12 protein-coding genes are annotated in these 19,666 nt (G+C 49.0%); 6 read left to right on the forward strand and 6 right to left on the reverse strand.

From position 1 onward, the window contains the following. Positions 1-38: 38 nt before the first annotated feature. Positions 39-1,958 carry a carbohydrate-binding protein gene (locus MYF79_RS19110; RefSeq protein ID WP_247809242.1) on the forward strand — a complete coding sequence of 640 codons (1,920 nt, stop codon included), beginning with the start codon at positions 39-41 and terminating at the stop codon, positions 1,956-1,958. Positions 1,959-2,100: 142 nt separating this feature from the next. Here the strand turns inward: MYF79_RS19110 and serA are convergent, their stop codons facing one another. Further along, positions 2,101-3,339, reverse strand: coding sequence for a phosphoglycerate dehydrogenase (gene serA / locus MYF79_RS19115; RefSeq protein ID WP_247809243.1), 1,239 nt, complete (start codon positions 3,337-3,339; stop codon positions 2,101-2,103). A gap of 298 nt (positions 3,340-3,637) precedes the next feature. Between serA and MYF79_RS19120 the strand changes: the two genes are divergently transcribed. Next, on the forward strand, positions 3,638-4,825 hold the full coding sequence (locus tag MYF79_RS19120) for a serine hydrolase domain-containing protein (RefSeq protein ID WP_247809244.1): 1,188 nt from the start codon (positions 3,638-3,640) through the stop codon (positions 4,823-4,825). Here the strand turns inward: MYF79_RS19120 and MYF79_RS19125 are convergent, their stop codons facing one another. Beyond that, positions 4,826-5,806, reverse strand: a complete 981-nt coding sequence (locus MYF79_RS19125) for a cation diffusion facilitator family transporter (protein ID WP_247809245.1) — start codon at positions 5,804-5,806, stop codon at positions 4,826-4,828. A 178-nt stretch (positions 5,807-5,984) separates the two neighbouring features. Here MYF79_RS19125 and MYF79_RS19130 point away from each other — a divergent pair, with 178 nt between their 5' ends. The 4 genes from MYF79_RS19130 to MYF79_RS19145 are packed head-to-tail and all read left to right on the forward strand — an operon-like array spanning position 5,985 to position 13,068. Further along, positions 5,985-9,398, forward strand: coding sequence for a SusC/RagA family TonB-linked outer membrane protein (locus tag MYF79_RS19130; protein ID WP_247809246.1), 3,414 nt, complete (start codon positions 5,985-5,987; stop codon positions 9,396-9,398). Positions 9,399-9,414: 16 nt separating this feature from the next. Further along, the gene (locus tag MYF79_RS19135; RefSeq protein ID WP_247809247.1) at positions 9,415-10,872 is read left to right on the forward strand and encodes a RagB/SusD family nutrient uptake outer membrane protein; all 1,458 of its coding nucleotides are present in this window, start codon (positions 9,415-9,417) and stop codon (positions 10,870-10,872) included. Positions 10,873-10,892: 20 nt separating this feature from the next. Then, on the forward strand, positions 10,893-11,741 hold the full coding sequence (locus tag MYF79_RS19140) for a putative zinc-binding metallopeptidase (protein ID WP_247809248.1): 849 nt from the start codon (positions 10,893-10,895) through the stop codon (positions 11,739-11,741). Between the two features lie 10 nt (positions 11,742-11,751). Then, complete coding sequence (locus MYF79_RS19145; protein WP_247809249.1) at positions 11,752-13,068, forward strand: DUF4302 domain-containing protein; 1,317 nt, start codon at positions 11,752-11,754, stop codon at positions 13,066-13,068. Between the two features lie 132 nt (positions 13,069-13,200). On the opposite strand, the gene MYF79_RS19150 is transcribed toward MYF79_RS19145, so the two are convergent. The 4 genes from MYF79_RS19150 to thrS form a co-directional block, all read right to left on the reverse strand. After that, positions 13,201-16,227 carry an ATP-binding protein gene (locus tag MYF79_RS19150; RefSeq protein ID WP_247809250.1) on the reverse strand — a complete coding sequence of 1,009 codons (3,027 nt, stop codon included), beginning with the start codon at positions 16,225-16,227 and terminating at the stop codon, positions 13,201-13,203. A gap of 18 nt (positions 16,228-16,245) precedes the next feature. Beyond that, positions 16,246-16,638, reverse strand: a complete 393-nt coding sequence (locus tag MYF79_RS19155) for a response regulator (RefSeq protein WP_247809251.1) — start codon at positions 16,636-16,638, stop codon at positions 16,246-16,248. A 130-nt stretch (positions 16,639-16,768) separates the two neighbouring features. Next, the gene (infC, locus tag MYF79_RS19160; RefSeq protein ID WP_247809252.1) at positions 16,769-17,458 is read right to left on the reverse strand and encodes a translation initiation factor IF-3; all 690 of its coding nucleotides are present in this window, start codon (positions 17,456-17,458) and stop codon (positions 16,769-16,771) included. 207 nt (positions 17,459-17,665) lie between these two features. After that, positions 17,666-19,606 carry a threonine--tRNA ligase gene (gene thrS / locus MYF79_RS19165; RefSeq protein WP_247809253.1) on the reverse strand — a complete coding sequence of 647 codons (1,941 nt, stop codon included), beginning with the start codon at positions 19,604-19,606 and terminating at the stop codon, positions 17,666-17,668. Positions 19,607-19,666: the final 60 nt, after the last annotated feature.

Here is a 19,666-nt window from a genome sequence, read left to right on the forward strand (position 1 = left end):
CCTATACCACCCTCGTAATAACTATTAAAATGTCCCTCATGACAACCCGCAATTTCCATTACAAGCGGGTAATGCGTGTATTCGCATTATTCGTATTCCTGCTGCTGTCTGCAGTATTCCACGTTCAGGCGCAAACGCCCCGTTTCAAGGTGATCGCCTTCTACCACGGCACTTTCGATCAGGCGCATATTGCCTTCGTAAAGGAAGCCAACCAATGGTTCCCGCAAATTGCCGCCCAGTACGGCTTCTCTTATGAAGCTACTACCAACTGGGACAACCTGAACGCCAGTTTCCTTTCGAATTACCAGGTCGTGCTTTTCCTGGACGATCTGCCGGCGTCCGCATCGCAGCGTTCTGCATTCCAGACGTACATGCAGAATGGTGGCGGCTGGATGGGATTCCACGTCTGCGCATGGACAGACAATGCCGCCAGCTGGAGCTGGTATCACAACACTTTCCTGGGCTCCGGTAATTTTACTACCAACACCTGGGGACCTTCAAGCGCAACATTGCGTGTAGATGACCGCACGCATCCAAGCACGGCGCGTCTTCCAGCGACATTCACCTCCGCAGTCAGCGAATGGTATGGCTGGCAGAATGACCTGCGCAACAACAGCAATATCAGGGTTCTCGCATCCATAGATCCTGTGAGCTTCCCGTTGGGGAACCAGGCGGGTAACATCTGGTACAGTGGTTACTACCCGATTATGTGGACCAACAAGAACTACAAGATGATCTATGCCAACTTCGGGCATAATGCAATGAACTACACGACCAACACACAGACATCATCCACCTTCGCCAGCGAGATCCAGAACAGGTTCCTCATTGACGGATTACTGTGGCTGGGTGGTGTTGACCCCGGCCCTGCTCCTGCCATCCCCATCCCGGGTACTGTACAGGCAGAGAGCTTCACCACGATGAGCGGTATCCAGACGGAAGCCACCACCGATGCCGGCGGCGGACAGAATATCGGTTATACTGATGCAGGCGACTGGCTCGATTACAAAGTGAATGTCCAGACCGCGGGCGCTTACAAAGTAGAATTCAGGGTGGCCAGTCAGACCGCAGGCGGCGCTATCGAACTGAGAAAAGACGCAGCAGTACTGGGCAGCGTTAGTGTACCGGTTACCGGCGCATGGCAGACCTGGACCACCGTCAGCGATACAGTAGACCTGACAGCAGGCGAACAAACACTACGTGTGCAGGTGGCAGCAGCTGGTTTCAATCTTAACTGGATCCGGTTCTCCTCAGCCACCAATCCGCCTTCAGTCATTCCTGTCGGCCAGGTGATCACCCTGAGAGGTAACAACAGCCTCTATGTAAGTGGTGAGAACGGCACTAAGGCCATGATCTGCGACAGGGCTGCCCCGCAGACCTGGGAACAATTCTCCGTACTGGACGCAGGCAACGGCAAAGTAAACCTGCGCAGTATGGGCAAATTCGTGTCTTCTGAAAACGGCACCAAGGCAATGACCTGTAACCGTACGACGGCCGCGTCTTATGAAGCGTTCGACTGGATCACCAATGCCGATGGCACCATTTCACTGAGAGGAAATAATGGCATGTATGTGTCTTCCGAAAACGGGGAACAGGCCATGAACTGTAACCGTGCTACGATAGACGGATGGGAGAAATTCAATTTCACCATCGTAGGCCCCGTAGCCTCCGCCGCTGCGCTGGCGGTATCAGCGCCGGTACAAACGGAGCAGCCAGCGGCAGGCATTGTGTATCCGAACCCATTCGGCTCACAGCTCAATTATACGCTACCGGCTACGATCTCTTCCCATACGGTTGCGATCTATGACCTCTCAGGGAAGCAGGTATTGCGTACTGTGGTAAGATCTAAACAATCCACTTATTTCTTAAATGTGGGCAGCCTGCCAAGAGGCCTGTATATACTGGATATATCCAGTGGTACCTATCACCAGAGAGTTAAAGTGCAAAAAGCTGAATAAAGATCCATAGCAGGATCAAAAAGAAATAGGCTGCTCAAATTGAGCAGCCTATTTAGTTCGGGTACCTGGTGCGATCAGGTAAGCCCTAAGCGGGTTTGAAGATGTCTATTTCATCTTCGTGTATCTTTAAAGCATGTTGCTGTTAGTACAACAGTCTTGCCTTGATCGTATGATTCACTTCTCTCAGCAGGGAGAAGGCCTCCTTGGATAATTTACTGTCCACATCCAATACCACGTAACCGATGGTATCGTTTGTTTTCAGGTACTGACCCAGGATGTTGATCTTATTCTGGGACAATACGGTATTGATCTCAGACAACACGCCCGGCACGTTCTGGTGAATATGCAGGATACGGTGTGTATGGTCAATAGCCGGTACGCTGATAGCAGGAATGGTATGAGACCCGAAGCTGGCGCCTTTTTCCAGGTAGTTCAGCATTTTACTGCTCACATCCAGGCCGATATTGTGCTGCGCTTCTTCTGTGCTACCACCGATATGCGGCGTCAGGATGACGTTGGGCAGTTTCTGCAGCGGAGTGGAGAAGGCTGCGCCATTCTTTTCCGGCTCTACAGGGAATACGTCAATGGCCGCTCCGGACAGTTGCCCGCTGGTCAATGCCTCTTTCAGGTCGTTCAGTTCCACCACTTCGCCACGGGCATAGTTGATGAAGATCGCGCCTTTCTTGACATATTTAAGCGTTTCCTTATTGATCATGTTGGCGGTAGCCTTGGTAGACGGTACGTGCAGTGATATGATATCAGCCATTTCAAACAGCGATTCCAGGCTGCGCACCTGTACCGCGTTGCCCAGCGGCAGTTTGGTTTCCACATCGTAGTAGAACACGTTCATCCCCATCGCTTCGGCGAGCACACTCACCTGGCTGCCGATGTTGCCGTACCCTACAATACCCAGCGACTTGCCACGCAGTTCGTAACTGCCCTTGGCCTCTTTCATCCAGATACCTTCGTGCGCAGCGGCGTTCTTGTCAGGGATACGGCGTATCAGCATGATAGACAGGCCGATCACCAGTTCCGCCACAGAACGGGTATTTGAATAAGGCGCATTGAACACTGCCACCCCCATCTCGCGGGCGCTCTTCAGGTCTACCTGGTTGGTGCCAATGCAGAAACATCCTATTCCCTGCAACTTGTGAGCGGCTTCCAGTACTTTTCTTGTGATCTGGGTTTTGGAACGGATCCCCAGCAGATGAACATCCTTTACTTCACGGATCAGATCTTCTTCGCCCAATGCCCCCGACAGCCTCTTTACATTAGCATATCCTGCCGACGTAAACTCCGCCACTGCGGCATCGCTGATATTCTCCAACAATAAAATATTGATCTTCTCCTTCGGATAACTTGTCAACTTTTGCTGATCCATGATTATATTTTATGTGTTACCAATTGCAATAAACAATTGGCTTAATAATTGTTATAAGGCCAAACGAAGGCACAAACCTAAAAGATGTTCAGCAATTATCAAACAGTCTGTCCTTCAAATTTGATTTCGTCAAAAATTATATCGTATTTGGCCTTTTTTGACCGTTTCAGAGGTTTAAATCTTAAAATACCTTTAAAATCGGATTTTCAGGACTGTTTTTTTTGTGTAACAAATCATTAGGGCCTAATTTTAGCGCCTTTTATAATTAAGCAGAAACAGAATCGAGTCTAAAAGCAGAATGAAAGCAGCTTATATTGTATTGACTATCTCAGGGATCGCTTTATATGCCATTACCGCATGCCAGAGCAATGCGGCTAATAGTAACCGTAAAACCAAAACAACAGATACTCCCCGGACAGAAGTGTTGAGCGAAGCAGCGCTCTCCATCCTTAACTCACCGGCCACCAAGGCACAGCAAACAGAACTGACCGCTTTTTACCAGGACATGGTCCGCGCCGGCTTCAATGGCGCCATGTTGGTGGCTAAAAAGGGAGTGGTCATCTTTGAACGCTACCATGGCCTTGAAAATTACAGGAACAAGACCTCTGCCCTGAACGACAGTTCTTCTTTCCAGCTGGCGTCTGTATCGAAAACCTTCACCGCTATGGGCATCCTCTGGCTGATGGAGCAGAAGCAGCTGAGCCTGACAGATTCCGTACAAAAATATTATCCGCAATTTCCATATAAAGGTATTACGATCCAGATGTTACTGTCTCACCGCAGTGGCCTGCCCAACTACCTTTACTTCTGCGACAGCATCTGGCCTGACAAGGACAAGTTCCTTTCCAATGACGATGTGATCCAGCTGATGGTGAGACACCAGCCACGCCTGCAGCATAAGCCTGGTACACATTTCCAGTATTGTAATACGAATTATATGCTGCTGGGGTCAATTATTGAAAAAGTAAGCGGACAAAAGTACGCCGACTTCATGCAAAAGACCTTCTTTGGTCCCCTCGGCATGACCAATACCTTTGTATATGCTCCTGCTACGGCCCTGCGCCCTCATCAGACCTTCAGCCATAAATACAATGGCCAGCTGGAACCGGATACTTATTTTGATGGTGTAGTGGGCGACAAAGGCATTTACAGTACCGCCAGGGATATGCTCAAATGGGACCAAGCGCTTTACAGCGGCCAGCTCTTCAGCCCTGAAACCATTAAAGCAGCTTATACGCCTTACAGCAACGAGAAACCAGGCATCCGTAACTACGGCCTGGGCTGGCGGTTAATGGTCTATCCTGACAGCAGCGAAATAGTGTATCACAACGGCTGGTGGCACGGCAACAACACCGTATTCAACCGTATTATTAAAGATACTTCCACTATCATCATTCTGGGTAATAAATACAACCGCAACATCTACCGCGCAGTAAAACCGATAAGCGCCATTTTGGGGCATGGCACTGAGGATGGGGAAGAATGATCATTCACCGTGTTTCCGGTTAGGTAGCACATTCTCTCTCGTCCAGGGGATCAGCCCTGTAAATCTATCCTGTCTCACCGGGCATTCTGCCAGTTGACAGTAATGACAGCAGATAGAAATACAGGGATCGGTATGTATGAAGAATTCAACTTCTCCGGAGGAGAATTCGCTATTGACCAATCGTTCCAGCGCTTTCAGTTCGTCGTGCGCGTCGCTCAGCTCCAGGTAATAAGGCAGGGTCAGATGACAATCTATATGATAGTTATTTCCATATTGCTGCACCCGCATATTATGTATATCGATCCAGTTGGCCCGTCTGTGAGCGCTCAGGATCTCTATCACCCTGTCCACTACACGCATATCCGTCTCGTCCATCAGGCCTGATATAGAAGTTCTCAGCAGCTGGTATCCTTTCCGTAAGATCAATACGCCCATCAGCAGGGAGGCCAGCGGATCTATCCATTGCCAGCCGGTATAATGGATCAGCAACAGGGCTGCTATCAGTCCCAGGCTGCTGTACACATCCGTCATAATATGCTGCCCGTTCCCGGAGATAGTAATGGAGGATAATTTTTTTCCCTCACGCACCAGGAACAAACCCAATAACAGGTTGGCCAGCGTGGTGCCGCCAATGAGCCATAAGCCTTCATGGAGTTTGTCCAGTGCCGTTGGATTGAAGAAATATTGAGCGGTCTTGAAAAGAATAAGCAGGCCGGCAATAAAGATCATAGCGCCTTCAAAACCGATAGAGAAAAACTCTACCTTTCCATGCCCATAAGGATGGTTCTCATCCTTTGGCTTTCCAGTCAGATAGATACTGTAGCAGGCAAAGGCTCCGGCAACTACGTTAATAATGGATTCCAGTGCGTCAGATAAAATAGCGACAGAATTGGTCATGTACCATGCCGTGAATTTGGTTCCCGTCAAAATGAAACTGACAATCAGTGATACCAGTATAACGCGTAATTCTCTTCTCTGCAAAACGTGATGGATTGATCTACAAAGAAAAGGAAAATATTGCGTAAGTTAGTAGAGGGTTCTGTGACTGACAACTGTATCTGGAAATGCACTGATTTATCCTTAGTAATGTAATAATCCTGAGTATCATAGTATAATCGTTTTTCTTTCAGCTCCTTAATGGGCAACCAAAATCTGTAGTATGTACATTTTAAACCCAAAAGCAAAGTGGTTATGCCTGCTTGTATGTAGTGCATTCTGCGAAGTCCATGCAAACGCTTCTCCCCTGATCAGTACCGCTGTATCGCCCGGTAGTTATGGATTATTCCAGCAACAGCAGCCTGCCACGGAAACTGTTACCGGTATAGTCCGGGTATATGGCAAGAGCGGCCGCCCGGAAGCCATTCCCGGCATCAATGTGATCGAAAAGGGCACTGTGAATGGTACCATTACCGACGCCGCAGGCGCATATACGTTAAAGGTTAAAAAAGGCGCCACCCTTGTCTTTTCCATGATCGGATATAAGTCCAGGGAGCTGAAGGTGGAAGCTGGCACGCCCGTCAGTCTCATCCTTGAAGAAGACATCAGCGCCCTGAAGGAAGTGGTGGTAACGGGATACCAGACCATCGACCGTAAACTGTTCACCGGGGCCGCCGCCAGCGTGAAAGCGTCTGACATAAAGCGCGACGGTATTGCCGATGCAAGCCGTATGCTGGAAGGCCAGGTGGCCGGTGTCAGTGTGCAGAACGTATCCGGTACTTTCGGTGCAGCCCCGAAGATCCGCGTGCGTGGGGCTACTTCCATCACGGGCGACAATAAGCCGCTGTGGGTGGTAGACGGTGTGGTGCTGGAAGACGTGATCAATGTATCCAATGAACAGCTCTCCACCGGTAACCCTGCTACCCTGCTGGGCTCTTCTGTAGCTGGCCTGAACACAGACGATATTGAGAGCTTCCAGATACTCAAGGACGCTGCTGCCACCTCGCTCTATGGCGCCCGCGCTATGAACGGCGTGGTGGTGATCACCACCAAAAAGGGAAAGGTCGGCAAACCAGTCATCTCCTATACCGGCAATTTCTCCAGTTACCTGAAACCTACCTACGACCAGTTTGATATTATGAAGTCGGACGATCAGATGGCATTTTACAATGAGCTGTCCCTGAAAGGCTGGCTCAACCATTCTGATGCCACCCGTGCGGAGAATGGCGGCGTCTATACCAAAATGTACAATCTCATTGATACCTATAACGCCACTAACGGCCAGTTCGGACTGTACAACAGCCCAGCATCCAAACGGCAGTTCCTGGAAAGATACGCAAAGGCCAATACCAACTGGTTCGATGTACTGTTCCGCAATTCCTTTATGCAGGAGCATTCCCTGAGCGTATCTTCCGGTACCGACAAATCGCAGCTCTACGTCTCCACCAGCTTCCTGCAGGACCAGGGCTGGACACTGGCCGATAAACTGAAACGCTTTACGGGCAATGTAAGGGCCAATTACAATATCAGCGACAAAGTATCCTTCGGGTTCATTACACAGGCTGTTATCCGCGATCAGCGGGTACCGGGCACACTGAACAGGAACAGTAATCCTGTAACCGGGCAGTTCGACCGCGATTTTGATATCAACCCCTACAGCTATTCACTCAATACCAGCCGCGCCCTCACCGCCTATGATGAAAAGGGCAAACTGGAATATTTCACGCGCAACTTCGCTCCTTTCAATATTGTGAATGAGCTGCGCAACAACTACATGGATCTCAGCCAGCTTGACATCAAACTGCAGGGTGATTTCTCCTATAAGATCCTGAAGAACCTGAAATACACCTTCCTGGGCAACATCCGGTATGTGAAGTCCACCCAGGAGCACAAGATCAAGGAAAACTCCAATATGCCACAGGCCTACCGTGCCGCCGGCGATGCCACCATCAAGGACCGGAACCGTTTCCTCTATCGCAATCCTGATGACCCCGAAGCTGAACCTGTAGTGGTATTACCTTATGGCGGTATTTATACTACGGAAGATGATTACCTCGTCAGCTACTACTTCCGCAACACGGTGGAGTTCAGCAAGAACTGGAATGATATCCATATGATCAATTTACTGGGAGCACAGGAACTCCGCTATGCTAACCGACAGAACCGGCAGTTCGATGGTTATGGTTACCAGTTTGACAAAGGCGGTGTGCCGTTCATAGATCCGAATATCATCAAGCAGAATGTTGAGAACAACTTCAACTATTATAGCATGGCGATGAACTATGACCGCTACCTGGCATACCTGGCCAACGCCGCCTATTCATATAAAGGGAAATATAACTTCAATGCAAGCATCCGTTACGACGGATCCAACCTGCTGGGGGAATCACGTACTGCCCGCTGGCTGCCCACCTGGAACGTGAGCGGCTCCTGGAACGTAGATACGGAAGATTTTATGCGGAACCAGAGCACGGTGAACAGGCTGACGCTCAGAGCCACCTACGGTCTTACCGGAAGTATGGGTAATGCCCGGAACTCGAGCGTGGTATTACAGAACCGCAGCACCGACCGCCCTTACCTTTCAGAAATAGAATCCTCCATTTATATCCAGAGCCTGGAGAATTCAGAGCTGACCTGGGAGAAACAATATGAAACCAATGTGGGTATTGACGCCGGCTTTTTCAAGGATAAGCTGACCATCACCGTGGATGGCTACCTCCGGAAAGGCTTTGACCTGATAGGCCCCATCCGGACCTCCGGTATCGGCGGGGAAAGCATCAAGATCGCCAACTACGGGGACATGAAATCGCATGGGGTGGAAGCCACTATCGCCTACAATATCGTCAATGAAAGCAAATGGGGCCTGCGCACGCAATTAACCCTGGGCTATAACAAAGGGAAGATCACCAACCTGCAGAACATCCCTATCATCTGGGACCTGGTAGTACCCGAAGGCGGAGCTACCGTTGGGCACCCGGTGCGGGGGCTTTATTCCATACCGTTTGAGGGGCTCAATCCTAAAGACGGTACACCGGTGTTCACTAATCAGGACGGCGTGAAAAGCGGTAATGTTTACCTGCAGAGCAACAAGATAGAGAACCTGGTATACAACGGTCCTGTTGATCCTACGCTGACAGGCGGCTGGTACAATACCCTTCGCTACAGCAATTTTGCCTTGTCGGCCCTGGTTACCTACAGCACGGGTAACAAGATCCGTCTGAATCCGGGCTTCAAACAAATTTATACCGACCTGGATGCCAGTTCAAATGACTTCCTGAACCGTTGGACCTTACCTGGCGATGAAAAACGCACCAATGTGCCTTCGGTGATGGATAAGTTAAGTCAGTCGCAGCTGAACGGCGCCAGTCCCTACAATAATTACAACTACTCTACCGCCCGTGTAGCAGATGGTGACTTTGTCAGGCTGAAGCAGGTATCGCTGTCTTATAACCTGCCGCCGAAATTAATACGCCCTGCAGGCTTTAACAACCTGTCTGTCAGTCTGGTAGCGAATAATGTCTGGCTGATCTATTCAGATAAACGGCTGAATGGCCAGGACCCGGAATTCTTCAATTCAGGTGGAGTAGCCCTGCCTATACCAAGACAGTTCACCTTCTCTCTAAAAGCAGGTTTATAACGAAAAACACAGGCAGATGAAAAATACAAGCTACTATATACTTTCTGCCGCCGTACTGTTCTCAACGGGATGCAGAAAATACCTGGAAACGGCGCCGGATCAGCGTACCCAACTTAATACAGTTGAGAAAGTGGCAGAGTTGCTGGTCACTGCCTACCCGCAGGCGGATTATGCCACCTTTACTGAGGCTGCGTCTGATAATGCGGCCGACAAAGGTACGGGCGGTACATTGAGCGAAGAGATCAACACCAACCCTTTCTTTTTCCGGGACGTAACGGAAAGAACCCAGGGTTCTCCAAACTATTACTGGAACGCCTGTTATCAGGCCATCGCTGCCGCCAACCAGGCACTGGATGCCATCAGCAAGGCAGACAATCCAGCCGACTACACTGCCCAGAAAGGCGAGGCACTGGTAGCAAGGGCCTACAACCACTTTATGCTGGTAACCCTCTTCTCTAAGATATATGATGCCTCTACGGCCAGTCAGGACCCTGGTGTACCGTACGTAACCACTCCTGAAAAGGTGGTGAATGGCAAGTACGAAAGGAAGACAGTCGCGTATGTCTATGAACAGATAGAAAAGGACCTGCTTGAGGGTATGCCGCTCATTGACAATACCTCTTACAAGGTGCCCAAATATCATTTTAACAAAGCGGCCGCCAATGCATTTGCTGCCCGTTTCTACCTGTACAAAAAGGACTACCAGAAGGTGATCAGTTATGCGAACAATGTATTTCCGGGCGGAAATATCAAGTCAAATCTGCGGCCCTGGGTGACAGTATACAGTCAGCTGACAGGTTCAGAAATGCTGGCCATTTATACAAAGGCAAGCGAGACTGCCAACCTGCTGCTGGTAGAAGCGCCTTCCGACTGGGCACGCTCCTATGGCTCTTACCGCTATGGCCTGCGTACAGACCTGGCATACTCCCTGTTCGAGTTCCGGAATGTAACCGGCGCTGACTGGGTGCAACCCCTGTATTATTCCGGTGGCAATACGGATAACTGGCTGATACTGAAATTCCGGGAGCACTTTGTGCGTTCGAGCGCTAATGCAAATATTGGCGTTCCATTTACCATTTTCCCACTGTTCACAGCGGAAGAAGTGCTGTTCAACCGCGCAGAGGCCAATACCTACCTGGGCAATTTTACAGCTGCCAAACAGGACCTGAACGACTACGCCAGCATGCGTATAGAAGACTATACGGCCAATTTCAGGATCACCGATTCCAAGCTGAAAAACTATTATGGCACCTCCGATATGAAGGCGGCCCTGATCAGCACTGTACTGGACTTTAAACAGGCTGAATTCATCCAGGAAGGTATGCGATGGTTTGATATACTACGTTATAACATACCCGTTACCCATACCAGTGTGACCGGCGAATCTGAAACACTGGCCCCGAATGATCCCCGCCGCCTGTTCCAGCTGCCGCAGGAAGTGGAACTGGCAGGTCTTGAACTGAATCCCCGTTAATCCGCTTAAACTAATTGACTATGAAACAAATGCATATAAAATTGCTCATGGCCTTTATCCTTTTAGGCAGTCTTATGGCCTGCTCTAAGGATGATAAAATTGACAGCGTAAACATTCCCGGACTGGGTGGTGAAACCTGGGAGAAAGGCCCGCTCGATTTCTGGATAGATTCAGTTTTTACCCGGCCCTACAATATAGAAGTGAAGTACCGGTTTGAACGCTACGAGCTGGCGATTAACAAAACACTCGTGCCGGTGAAGGAAGAGAAAGTGGAACCTGTCATGTCTACCATCCTGAAAACCTGGGCAGCACCTTATATCGCTGAAGCGGGAGAAACCTTCTTCAAGACCTACTGCCAGAAACAATTTGTACTGGTGGGGAGCCCGGAGTTCAATTCCAACAATACCATCACCCTGGGTACCGCTGAAGGCGGCAGGAAGATCGTGTTGTTCTGGCTGAACGATTTCAATATTACAGACAAACCATTTGTACGTGAAATGCTCCATACCATTCACCACGAGTTTGCACACATCCTGCATCAGACCATCTTATATCCGGTCGAATACAAACGCATTTCCACCGGTTATACCGGTAGCTGGAATGACTATACACTGGACGAAGCGCTGGAAAAGGGCTTTATTACCCAATATGCCCGCAGTGCGCCGGATGAAGACTTTGTAGAAATGGTATCTACCATGCTGGTAGAAGGTAAAAAGGGATATGAGGCCATCGTCGCTTCCGCACCTGCTGATGCCCGGCCCAAATTCCGGCAGAAAGAAGAGATCATTGTCCGTTACTTCAAAGAGAACTGGAACATTGATTTCTACAATCTCCAGACAAGGGTACAGGATGCAATTGATCATTTGTAAAACAGGAAACATGCTTCATAACAGACTATATATCATTCTGCTGGCAATACTTTTTGCAGGGTGTAAGAAAGATAAAACTACCTCGCTTTTCGGAGAGAAACCGGAAGAACGGATGGAAAAAGCACTGGCGGAATACAAAGCCACGCTCACAGGCAGTACCTATGGATGGAAAACAGTTGTTTATCCTGCTGCAGGTGGCGGCTATAGTTTCTATTTCAGGTTTGGCACCAACGACCGGGTCACTATGTACAGTGATGTTACACTCGACGCTGCAAGCACCGGTAAAGAAAGCACCTATCGCCTCAAAGCGGTACAAAGGCCTTCCCTGTTGTTTGACACTTATTCCTATCTGCACCTGCTGTCTGACCCGGATCCGAATGTTTACGGAGGACAAACCGGGTCGGGCTATTCAGTTGATTTTGAATATGCTATAGACAGTGTTTCGGCTGATACTATCAGGCTGACAGGCATCTCTTTCGACACAAAGATGATACTGGTAAAAGCTACCCAGGCAGAAGCGGAAGCATATGCCGCCGGTAGTTTTGCGAACCTGATCGCCGGGACGGAGAACTACATGTTGCAGAATCCCTGGCTGTATCTGCAATTCAGTGACGGAAAACGGCTGCAGGTGAGTATCAACACCTTTACCAAGACCTTTACCCTGATCTATATCGATGATGCAGACCAGGTACAGCTGCTGTCCACTCCTTACTATTATACGCTGAACGGCATTTACCTGCAGCAAGCGATCGTCTACGGAGGTAATACCTTTCATGAAGTGTTTTGGGACAGCGTGAAGAAGGTATTTTATGTAACTATTGATGGTCAACGGATAGAAGTAAAAGTCGCTCCCACGTCAGTAGTGCCTATGCACAGATTGTTGGGAGTGGACTTTTCTTCCCTTATCGTGCCTCCGCAGGAGTTACCGGGATGGTCGCCTACTTTTACAACGATCTATACCACTGCTGCCAGTTCAATGCAAAATGGTCCCTACAGGCTGACCCTTTATTACACGGAATTTGCTTTTGATGTGAGTCAACAGGTGATGAATGTGGACGTCTATATTATCCAGGATAATACCCTTTACCTGGCGCGATATCCATTCACATACACAAAGACTGCCAACGGTATATTCAACTTTACGGGACAGACCTTCGGAGGCAATGCAAGTGCCATTGCCAGTGACATGAAACCGCTGCTCGATTACATCCGTAACGACCGCTTTACGATGGATTTTATAGTGGATACGCAGGGCGGGAACGGAAAACTGGGGCAATTGAAAAGTGTGGAACATCCTGATTTCTACTTTACAGGATTCCCGCAATAAAATGATTCGATATCAGATGAGGATGCAGGAAGAGAATTGTGCCTCGTGAGCATTAGTTAGCAGCCTGCTGTCTCCATGAAGCAAAGAGGGCGTATCGACAAATACGATACGCCCTCTTTATGTCTTATATTTTTACTGATCTGCCGGTAGTATGACCGTAAATGTAGCCCCTTCGTCCAGCCGTCCTTCGGCCCGGATGGCGCCGTGATGGTTCTCCACGATCTTCTTGCAAAGGGCCAGCCCGATACCTGTACCGGCATATAGCCTTCCCTCATTCAGGCGCTGAAAGATAGTAAAGATCTTTTCTGCAAATTTCTGTTCGAACCCGATACCATTATCGCTGAATTCAAGTTTGACATAGTTGAGATCATTCTCTAATTCCGGGTAAGACGCCCGTTCAGACGCCTCCAACCTGGTAGCCGTAATTGTGATAAGTGGCTGTTTGTCAGAGAACTTCAGCGAGTTGCCTATCAGGTTGGTAAACAGCTGTACCAATTGTGAAGGAACGCCTTTTACCACCGGAAGGTCGTTATTGCTGATACGGGCCTGTTTCTGCTCAATCAGCAGATCAAAATCTGTTCTTACCTGTTGCAGGATGGTATTGAGATCTGTGGAGACAAACTGCGCATCTGTATTGGACAAGCGGGAATAATTCAACACATCATTGATCAGCTGCGCCATACGTGCCGCGGAAGACTGGATCTTTTCAAAATAGTTGTTTACCGGTATTCCTTTCTGCAGGCCATTCTGAAGCAGTTCAGAGAATGTCCTGATCTTACGCAGGGGTTCCTGCAGGTCATGACTGGCAATGTAGGCAAACTGCTCCAGCTCCGAATTCTTACGCAGCAATTCGGCGGTACGCTCTTCCACTTTCTTTTCCAGTTCATCTGCACTATGTTGCAATATGTCAATAGCCTGCTGATGTAAACGGGAGATCCTGATCTGTGCGCGCACCCTTGCCAGCAGTTCTTTTGCAGAAAAAGGTTTGGTCAGATAGTCATCGGCGCCAATATCATAGCCCTCAATCTTGGATTCCTCTCCCGCCCTTGCAGACACCAATATCACTGGTAATGAACTGGTTGCCGGCTCATGTTTAATATGGTGCAGGAGCTGGATACCATCCATTTCCGGCATCATGATATCGCTCACCACCAACTCCGGGGCATTTGCAGAGATCTTCTCCAGGGCGTCCCGGCCATTGGCCGCTGTATCAACTGTATATTGCTTTTCGAGCAGGCGTTGCAGATAATCGCGCATATCAGCATTATCGTCAACAACGAGGATGCGGGCTTTATCTTCCCCTTCGGGAACATTACCGTTAATACCCGTTCCATTTTCACGTCCCAGGTGCAAGGCCTCGTTGACATATGTTTCGCTCAACCCTGATGCATACACTTCGTAGTTGTTTTCCATGATCCTGTCTTCCGGCAGGTGAGCGTTGCCCAGCGGGATCATGACTGTAAAGGTGGTGCCGGTGCCTTCCTCGCTTTCTACAGTGATCCCGCCTCCATGCAGCAACACCAGTTCTTTTACGAGCGACAGGCCGATACCGGTGCCTTCGTATGTACGGCCCTTGGTATACCTGACACGGTGAAAGCGTTCGAACATATGAGGGATCTCCTCAGGGGGAATGCCAACGCCGGTGTCTTTCACGCGTAGTATAGCGTGGTTACCTGCCTGTTCCAGGGACACAGTAATACTGCCCTTCAGTGTGTATTTAAATGCATTGGATAAGAGGTTGAGTAAGATCTTCTCCCACATGTCCCCGTCTACATAGGCACTTGTTGTCAGGGGGCTACAGTTTACAATGAACTGAAGTCCCGCGTGCTCTACTGCGGCCCTGAAAGTGCTGGCAATATCTTCGGTGAGCGTAGACAGGTTCACCGGGAAATAGCGTGCCTGTACCCTGTCTGCTTCAATGCGGCTGAAGTCCAGCAATGTATTTACCAGGCGAAGCAGTCGTAAAGCGTTACGGTGTGTGGCCATGACATGCGCTTCCTGCTCCGCGTTAAGGCTGCCTTCCCGCTGGGCCAGTAGTTCCTCCAGTGGCCCCAGCATCAGTGTGAGCGGAGTCCTGAATTCGTGACTAATATTGCTGAAAAAGGCTGTTTTTGCCCGGTCTATTTCCATGAGCGCTTCCGCCTTTTTACGGGCTTCTTCGACCGTATGTACATTTACGATACCACCTGCTACCTGGTCGGCCACCAGCTGGAAAAAACTGCGGTACTTTTCATCCAGCTGCCGGTAAGGGCTTAAGCCAACTATCAGCAGGGCGAAGGGGCATTCCTGGCCGCTTTGAACAATAGGTATCACTAATGCCTTGTCGGGGCTGACCGTCCAGCTACCTGAAGGCAAGAGTCCGTATTTATCCTTTAACCCGTTAACGATCAGGGATTTATTTTCACGAATAACCTCATTGAACTTCCAGTCGGCAGACAGGCTGGATTCGAGTTGCAGCATTGCCGGCAGTACAGTTTCGCCGATAGAAACATCTGTCTTTCCCGCCATTTCGAGGGTACCTGCTTTCAGGTCTGCACGATAAATACAGGCAAAGGGGAAATCGGCCGGATTTTCTTTCAGAACGGTGATAGTCCTGCGATATACATCTTCGTCGCTGGTACTGTCGGGCAGGTGTTTCCCCAGGTCTTTCAGGGTCATCAACTGTCTTTCACCGATAATCCGCTGAGTATCGTCCGTATTAGCGCAGATAATACCTCCCGGGCCACCTGTGTCGCCAGGCACGGGGCTATAGGAAAATGTATAATAAGTTTCTTCCGGGTATCCGTTACGTTCCATGATCAGTAAGAGGGATTCATCGTACGTCCCTTCGTTTTCCTGCATGGCAGTTGCCGCACGGGGCCCTACCTGGTCCCATATTTCCTTCCAGACGTCACGGGCAGGCATACCCAGCACTTCCGGGTGTTTTCCACCCAGGATACTTCTGTAAGCGTCATTATAAAGATTGATCAGATCAGGTCCCCACCAGACAAACATCGGTTGCCGGGAGGTAAGAATGATCCGCATACAGGTTTTCAAACTTTGGGGCCAGGTTTCCGCCGGACCTAGCGGTGTCTCAGACCAGTCCCTCGAGCGTATAAGTTCCCCCATCTCGCCACCTCCGGTGAGGAATTCAGGGATTACAGTCTTCGTTAGTTCCATAAATAAGCTGAATCAACATTATTCCTTTCTCAAAACTTGCTCCAATCTTTTTGTGAGTATTGAGATACTGGGTGGCTTCACGATGTAATCTGAAGCCCCGAGGAGCATCGTTTCAGTAATGTCTTTCTGCTCTGAAGAAGTGGAGTATATGATAACAGGGATATTATTTAAATGTGAGATTTTCTTTATCTCTTTAAGGCATTCTCTGCCATTCATGCGTACCATATTGAGGTCGAGGAAGATGAAATGAGGTGTAAAGCCCCGCTCCCTGCGTAATTTAGTAAGCGCATCCACACCGTCGTTGGCGGTGATGCAATCTATATCTTCGTCTATTGCGTTGAGCGCCAGAGAAAAAATTTCCTGGTCATCCTGATCATCGTCAATCAGAAAGCAAATAATCTTCTCCTGCATATTGTGTCAAAACTTACCCAATATACACAAAGTTGAGTACCGATTTGTTTCGAGATCCATAAAAAAACCCGGAACGCAAGGTTCCGGGTTCATTTGATATAATTGCACCAAGTAAATAAAGCGTATCGGATTATGCCTGCTGATCAGGTTTACCTTCGGAAGATGCTGCCGCAGGACGAGGTTCCTTCGGTTGCTGTATGCGTTCTTCCCTGGCTTCTTTTGTTTCCATTTTCTTTTTTGCGCTCTTGGGAGCGAAAATGGCGATCATACGCTTACCTTCCATGGTTGGCATTCCTTCGAGGGCGCCTACCTCTGCCAGCCTTTCGGCAAACTTCAGCAGGATCAGTTCACCACGTTCCTTAAACATGATAGCACGGCCCTTGAACTGTACGTATGTTTTTACTTTATTACCGTCTTTGAGGAATTTCTCGGCGTGTTTTGCCTTGAAGTCAAAGTCGTGATCGTCTGTATTTGGCGTAAACCGGATTTCCTTTACCTCGCTCTTATGAGCTTTGGCTTTCATCTCTTTTTCCTTCTTCTTCTTTTCGTAAAGGAATTTATTATAATCGATAATACGGCATACCGGCGGTACGGCATTTGGGGAAATCTCCACGAGATCCAGTCCCTGTTCTTCTGCCATACGCAGGGCCTCTTCCGTTCGGTACACCCCGACTTCAATATTCTCTCCTACCAATCGTACTTCAGGTACACGTATCATTCTGTTCGTGCGGTGTTCCTGTTGTTGTTCTCTTCTGAAATTGGGGTTTCTGCCCCTGTTGTTACTGTTGTTGTTAAAACTTGGTCTGGGTCCTTGTGGCATTAAAAAAAATAAAGTTACAAATTAATAATTGTCAGTAGTCGTCCATAGTCCATGAACAATGTCTTAATGATGTATCTTCCGCCGGGCGGATTAGATCTGCAGACATGCATCTGTTGTCTATGGACTATAAAAGCAATTAACGTACCCGAAAATACAAAAGTTCAATTAGTTAAAAATATATTTTATGATCTTTTGTAGAGAAATGACTTATTCGAATGGTTTCCTGCTGACTACTTCCTCTTTTACGAGCGCTATAAACTGTTCCAGGTCCATTGCGCCGAGGTCGCCTTTAGCTTGTCTGCGTACCGCAACTTTGCTTTCAGCAGTCTCCTTCTCACCTAACACGAGCATATAAGGAATTTTTGCAAGTTCAGTTTCCCTGATCTTTTTCCCTATCTTCTCGTTGCGGTCATCTATTTCTGCGCGAATTTCTGCATTTTTTAGCAATTCTGCCACTTTTTCTGCATAAGCCTGGTTCTTGTCGCTGATAGGGAGGATCTTCACCTGTGTAGGTGTGAGCCACAGCGGGAATTTGCCGGCGCAATGCTCTATCAGTACGGCAATGAAACGTTCCAGTGAACCAAATGGCGCACGGTGGATCATTACGGGGCGGTGTTTCTGGTTGTCCGCGCCTACATACTCCAGCTCGAAACGCTCGGGGAGGTTATAGTCCACCTGGATGGTACCCAGCTGCCATTTACGCCCCAGCGCGTCTTTTACCATGAAGTCGAGTTTCGGGCCATAGAACGCTGCTTCACCGTATTCTACCACTGTTTTCAGGCCTTTTTCGGCGGCTGACTCGATAATAGCCTGTTCTGCCAGGTTCCAGTTCTCGTCCGATCCGATATATTTTGCCCTGTCTTCCTGGTCGCGCAGGGAGATCTGGGCGGTATAGTCTGTGAAGTTCAGGCTGTTGAACACGTACAGTACGAGATCTATCACCTTGATGAACTCTTCTTTTACCTGGTCGGGACGGCAGAAAAGGTGCGCATCATCCTGGGTAAAGCCACGTACGCGGGTCAGACCATGCAATTCACCATGCTGCTCATAGCGGTACACGGTACCGAATTCCGCAAAGCGCACCGGCAGGTCTTTATAGCTCTTCGGGCTGGATTTATAGATCTCGCAGTGGTGCGGGCAGTTCATTGGTTTCAGCATGAACTCCTCGCCTTCTTCCGGCGTATGAATGGGCTGGAAGCTGTCCTTGCCATATTTCTCGTAGTGACCGGAGGTAACATACAGGTTCTTGTTACCGATATGCGGCGTTACCACCGGCATATAACCGCTTTCGATCTGTGCTTTCTGCAGGAAGCTTTGCAGGCGTTCGCGCAGCATGGCGCCTTTTGGCAACCATAAAGGCAGCCCCAGGCCCACCTTTTCAGAGAAGGTGAACAGTTCCAGTTCCTTACCCAGTTTGCGGTGGTCACGTTTTTTAGCTTCCTCTAACAGGTGCAGGTATTCGTCCAGCTCCTTCTGGGTAGGGAAAGTGATACCATAAATGCGGGTCAGCATTTTGTTCTTCTCATTACCACGCCAGTAGGCGCCGGCAATGTTTGTCAGCTTGATAGCCTTGATAAACCCTGTGTTGGGGATGTGCGGCCCGCGGCAAAGGTCGGTAAAGTTCCCCTGTGTATAGAAAGTGATGGTACCATCCTGCAGGTCCCTGATCAGTTCCAGCTTGTACTCATCGTTCTTTTCGGTGAAATATTTTTCAGCGTCCGCCTTGCTTACTTCGCGGCGTTCGTAAGTGCTGTTCTTTTTTGCCAGTTCAGCCATCTTATCGCCGATCTTCTGCAGATCTTCGTCGGAAATACTGCGTCCTCCCAGGTCAATATCGTAATAGAACCCGTTCTCGATAGCGGGCCCGATACCAAACTTCACGCCCGGATACAGTGCTTCCAGCGCTTCCGCCATGAGGTGAGCGGAAGAGTGCCACATGGTAGCCTTGCCGTCCGTATCTGTCCATGTCAGTAACTGCAGCGTGCCATCCGTTGTAATTGGCCGGGACGCATCCGTCACCTGACCATTAAATTTTGCGGCCAAAACTTTACGTGCCAATCCCTCGCTGATGGATTTGGCAACATCCATTGCAGTTACTCCTGCTTCATACTGACGAACTGCGCCATCCGGTAATGTAATGTTGATCATACGATTTGAGCTGTTAACCTACAGCTATTGCTGTGTTGCTTTTATATTGATTTTAAATAG

This window comes from Chitinophaga filiformis, assembly GCF_023100805.1.
Classification (GTDB): Bacteria; Bacteroidota; Bacteroidia; order Chitinophagales; family Chitinophagaceae; genus Chitinophaga; species Chitinophaga filiformis_B.

Bases quoted from the DNA above. Each gene is read 5' to 3' on its own strand.
- MYF79_RS19130 (WP_247809246.1), top strand. From the start codon at position 5,985: ATGTACATTTTAAACCCAAAAGCAAAGTGGTTATGCCTGCTTGTATGT.
- infC (WP_247809252.1), bottom strand. From the start codon at position 17,458: ATGCCACAAGGACCCAGACCAAGTTTTAACAACAACAGTAACAACAGG.
- thrS (WP_247809253.1), bottom strand. From the start codon at position 19,606: ATGATCAACATTACATTACCGGATGGCGCAGTTCGTCAGTATGAAGCA.
- serA (WP_247809243.1), bottom strand. From the start codon at position 3,339: ATGGATCAGCAAAAGTTGACAAGTTATCCGAAGGAGAAGATCAATATT.
- MYF79_RS19135 (WP_247809247.1), top strand. From the start codon at position 9,415: ATGAAAAATACAAGCTACTATATACTTTCTGCCGCCGTACTGTTCTCA.
- MYF79_RS19150 (WP_247809250.1), bottom strand. From the start codon at position 16,227: ATGGAACTAACGAAGACTGTAATCCCTGAATTCCTCACCGGAGGTGGC.
- MYF79_RS19140 (WP_247809248.1), top strand. From the start codon at position 10,893: ATGAAACAAATGCATATAAAATTGCTCATGGCCTTTATCCTTTTAGGC.
- MYF79_RS19120 (WP_247809244.1), top strand. From the start codon at position 3,638: ATGAAAGCAGCTTATATTGTATTGACTATCTCAGGGATCGCTTTATAT.
- MYF79_RS19155 (WP_247809251.1), bottom strand. From the start codon at position 16,638: ATGCAGGAGAAGATTATTTGCTTTCTGATTGACGATGATCAGGATGAC.
- MYF79_RS19145 (WP_247809249.1), top strand. From the start codon at position 11,752: ATGCTTCATAACAGACTATATATCATTCTGCTGGCAATACTTTTTGCA.
- MYF79_RS19110 (WP_247809242.1), top strand. From the start codon at position 39: ATGACAACCCGCAATTTCCATTACAAGCGGGTAATGCGTGTATTCGCA.